The organism is Streptomyces sp. UH6, assembly GCF_013421635.1.
In the GTDB taxonomy this organism is placed as follows: Bacteria; Actinomycetota; Actinomycetes; order Streptomycetales; family Streptomycetaceae; genus Streptomyces; species Streptomyces abyssomicinicus.
Genome location: NZ_JACADT010000533.1, coordinates 1 through 3,912 on the forward strand (window position 1 = coordinate 1; position 3,912 = coordinate 3,912).

Consider the following 3,912-nt stretch of genomic DNA (forward strand, 5'->3'; position numbering starts at 1 on the left):
CCCCACCGGCGCGTACGGCCCCGGCGGTCCCTACGACGGCGGGACCGCACCCGACCCGCTCGCCGGGATGCCCCCGCTCGCCGACAGCCTCCGGCGCGTGCTGGCCCGGCTGGTCGACCTGGTGCTGGTCGGCATCGTGGTGGGCCTGCTCGCCTGGGCGTTCGACGTCGACGAGTACGAACTCAGCGCGGACCGGGTGGACGCCGCCAAGTTCTGGATCCGCGACATCATCGTCGTCGTCCTGTACGTCGGCTACGACACGCTGATGACCGCGCGCAACGGCCAGACCCTCGGCAAGAGGCTCTTCAAGATGCGCGTCGCCAACCTGGACAACGGCAGCACCCCGTCGATGACGACCTCGCTGCTGCGCGCGGCGGTGCTCTGGGTGCCGTTCGCGTTCTGCTGCGCCTGCCTGTGGCTCGCCGTCGCGGGCGGCTGGAGCTTCTTCGACAAGCCGTTCAAGCAGGGTCTGCACGACAAGGCGGCCAAGACCGTGGTGGTCAGCACCAACGACGCCTGAGCGCGCCGCCTGCCGGATCAGCGCCGCCTGCCGGATCAGCGCCGCCCGCCGGATCAGCGCCGCGCGGGCTCCCGGCGCCGCTCGGCGTCCGCCGTGTCACGGGTGGCCGGAACTCGCCCCCCGCCGTCGCGTCCACCGGCTCGGGCGGCCGTCGCCGCGAGCACGCCGGCCACGAGCGAGAGCACGGCGATCAGCGCGACCGCCGGCACCGAGCTCGCCCCGGTGAGTGCCAGGAGCGCCGTCGTACACAGCACCGCCGCGCCGGTCCCGCGGACCAGCTGCGCGAGGGAGGGAGTCGCGGGGGGAATCACGGACGGACGGGCCATGGCAATCGTGTCCTCGGACGTGGGCGACATGGGCGGCTTGCTCGGCACGGTCTCCCCGGCACATGCCCGAGCCACCTGCCGGTCAAGCGCGGCACACCCCGACGGGCGGGTGCACCGGGGGGCGCACGCAGGCACGAGCCTCGCACGCGGAGCGCGCCCACGCGCCCGACCGAGCGTCCGCTTACAGGAAGTGCTCACGACAAGTCAAGGACTGGTTTTTCCCGCGAACGTCCGGTCAAATGTTCCCACTTGACACACGCGTATCACCGCGCGCGACTCCTGCCTGCCCAGATCAGCAGGACTCGGTACCTCCGTACTCAGGACATCTGTCTACGCGCGTCGGGGACGCGGGGGAGGAATTCAAGTGGCATCCAGATGGGCGCTTCGAGCGGCCGCTACTGCCGTCGCCCTGGCGACGGCGAGCGCGGGTCTCTCGACGTTCGCGGTGGCCCAGCCCGACGCGGGCGTGGCCATCAACGCGAAGGCGGACTCGCCGACCAAGGGCGAGGACCGCCAGCACGACTTCGACGGCCCCCTGACCAAGAGTCAGGAGGCCAAGAAGGAGCAGGCCCTCCAGAAGGTCCTGGCCGGCAAGGCCGAGGTCAAGGAGAAGGGCGGCTCCAAGGTCGTCAAGCTCCAGGAGCGGCACGGCAAGAGCAAGTACGTCGAGCTGGGCCGGGAGAAGACCGACAAGATCTTCACCATCCTGGTCGAGTTCGGTGAGCAGGTCCACCCCACGTACGGCGGCACCCCCGGTCCGCTGCACAACGAGATCGCGGAGCCGGACCGGTCGAAGGACAACTCGACCGAGTGGCAGCCCGATTACGACCAGAAGCACTTCGAGGACATGTACTTCGGCGAGGGCGAGTCCCTCAAGACGTACTACGAGAAGCAGTCCTCGGGTCGCTACTCGGTCGACGGCGAGGTCTCCGACTGGGTCAAGGTGCCCTACAACGAGGCCCGTTACGGCTCGAACCTGTGCGACCCCTGCGCCTGGAACGCGGTGCAGGACGGCCTGAACGCCTGGTTCGCCGCCGAGACCGCGAAGGGCGCCACCGCCGCGGAGCTCAAGGCCCGGCTGGCCGAGTACGACCAGTGGGACCGTTACGACTTCGACGGCGACGGCAACTTCAACGAGGCCGACGGCTACATCGACCACTTCCAGGTCGTGCACGCCGGTGAGGACGAGTCCGCCGGCGGCGGCGCCCAGGGCGAGGACGCCATCTGGGCCCACCGCTGGTACGCGTTCGGCACCGACGCCGGCCGTACCGGCCCGGAGGGCAACAAGCTCGGCGGCACCCAGATCGGTGACACCGGCGTCTGGGTCGGCGACTACACCATCCAGCCCGAGAACGGCGGCCTCGGTGTCTTCGCCCACGAGTACGGTCACGACCTCGGTCTGCCGGACCACTACGACACCCAGGGCGGCGAGAACTCCACGGGGTTCTGGACGCTGATGTCCTCGGGTTCGTGGCTCGGCACGGGTGACGGCCAGATCGGCAACCTCCCCGGCGACATGAACGCCTGGGACAAGCTGCAGCTGGGCTGGCTGGACTACAAGCTGGTCGACTCGAAGTCCACGTCGAAGACCACGCTGGGTGTCCAGTCGTACAACACCCGCAACGACCAGGCCCTGATCGTCGAGCTGCCGGAGAAGGAGGTCTCCACGGAGATCTACCCGCCGGCGCAGGGCGAGAAGCAGTGGTGGACCGGCAGCGGTGACGACCTGCGCAACACGCTCACCCGTGATGTGGACCTGACCGGCACGTCGTCCGCGGCGATCACCTTCGACGCCTGGTACGACATCGAGCAGGACTACGACTACTTCTACGTCGAGGTCTCCACCGACGGCGGCGCGAACTACACGCCGGTCGACGGCACCATGAACGGCACGGCGATCCCGCGCGACGGCAGCGGCGCCCCGGCGCTGCACGGCACCATCTCGCAGTACGAGTCCTTCGAGTTCCCGCTGGACGCGTACGCCGGCCAGGCCGTCAAGGTCCGCTTCCGCTACGCGACCGACGGCGGCTACATGCTCACCGGGCTCGTGGCCGACAACATCGCGATCACCGCGGACGGTTCGGCGGTCTTCTCCGACGACGCCGAGACCGAGGCGGCGGGCTGGACCTCCAACGGGTTCACCCGCGTGGGCGACAAGATCACCGGTCTCTACGAGCAGTACTACATCGTGGAGAACCGCCAGCACGTCGGGTACGACAAGACCCTCAAGACCGGTCCGTACAACTTCGGCTGGTCCACCACCCGTCCCGACTGGGTCGAGCACTACGCCTACCAGACCGGCATGCTGATCTGGAAGTGGGACACCTCCCAGGCGGACAACAACGTCAGCAAGCACCCGGGCGCGGGCCTGATCCTCCCGATCGACGCCCACCCGGACGCGCTGCGCTGGACCGACGGCACCCTGCTGCGCAACCGCATGCAGGCGTACGACTCGCCGTTCAGCCTGAAGCCGACCAGCGGCATCACCCTGCACAAGGCCGGCGTCCCGGTCGTCGTTCCGTCGCTGCGCGGCGTGTCCGTCTTCGACGACACCAGGAACGACTACTACGACGAGGCCAACCCGCAGGGCGGCGTCAAGGTCAGCGACACCAACACCCGGATCGAGCTCGTGAAGCAGGCCAAGGACGGCTCCACGATCACGGTCAAGGTGGGCCCCGCGGCCCGGTAGTCCGCCGAACACTCTCGGTGACGACTGCATAACCGCAGGTCAGACTGCGTTCGGCGGCGTTCCCCTGGCGGGGGCGCCGCCGGACGTGTTCAGATGCCTCCCATCGAAATTTTCGGAGTTCGACGGGAGGCATCGTCATGTCCTCAGGATTCGTGCGCCTGCCCAGCGGCAGCGTGGTGGTCGCCCTGACCCTCCCGCGGCCCGGCGAGGGGGGTGCGCCCGAGCGGGTGCGGGTCCTGGTGCACGCCCGGAACCGGGCGCGGGCGCTCACGCGGCTGCGGAACCTCGGGCTGCGGGCCGTGTACCTGCGCGGGAACACGGCGCCGCCGACGCCCGACGAGGTCACCGCGGTCCTGCACCACCCCGACGGGCTCATA

4 protein-coding genes are annotated in these 3,912 nt (G+C 69.4%); 3 read left to right on the plus strand and 1 reads right to left on the minus strand.

Annotation, left to right across the window (positions count from 1 at the left end; all coding sequences use genetic code 11):
* A partial coding sequence (locus HW445_RS21435) for an RDD family protein (protein ID WP_180222608.1) occupies positions 1-520 on the plus strand: 520 nt, incomplete at its 5' end.
* A 53-nt stretch (positions 521-573) separates the two neighbouring features.
* Here the strand turns inward: HW445_RS21435 and HW445_RS21440 are convergent.
* Complete coding sequence (locus tag HW445_RS21440) at positions 574-846, minus strand: hypothetical protein (RefSeq protein WP_180222609.1); 273 nt, start codon at positions 844-846, stop codon at positions 574-576.
* A gap of 364 nt (positions 847-1,210) precedes the next feature.
* Here HW445_RS21440 and HW445_RS21445 point away from each other — a divergent pair, with 364 nt between their 5' ends.
* Together HW445_RS21445 and HW445_RS21450 are read left to right on the plus strand one after the other, a co-directional pair.
* On the plus strand, positions 1,211-3,535 hold the full coding sequence (locus HW445_RS21445; RefSeq protein WP_180222610.1) for an immune inhibitor A domain-containing protein: 2,325 nt from the start codon (positions 1,211-1,213) through the stop codon (positions 3,533-3,535).
* Between the two features lie 137 nt (positions 3,536-3,672).
* Positions 3,673-3,912: hypothetical protein (locus HW445_RS21450; protein WP_180222611.1), on the plus strand; the 240-nt coding region annotated here is incomplete at its 3' end.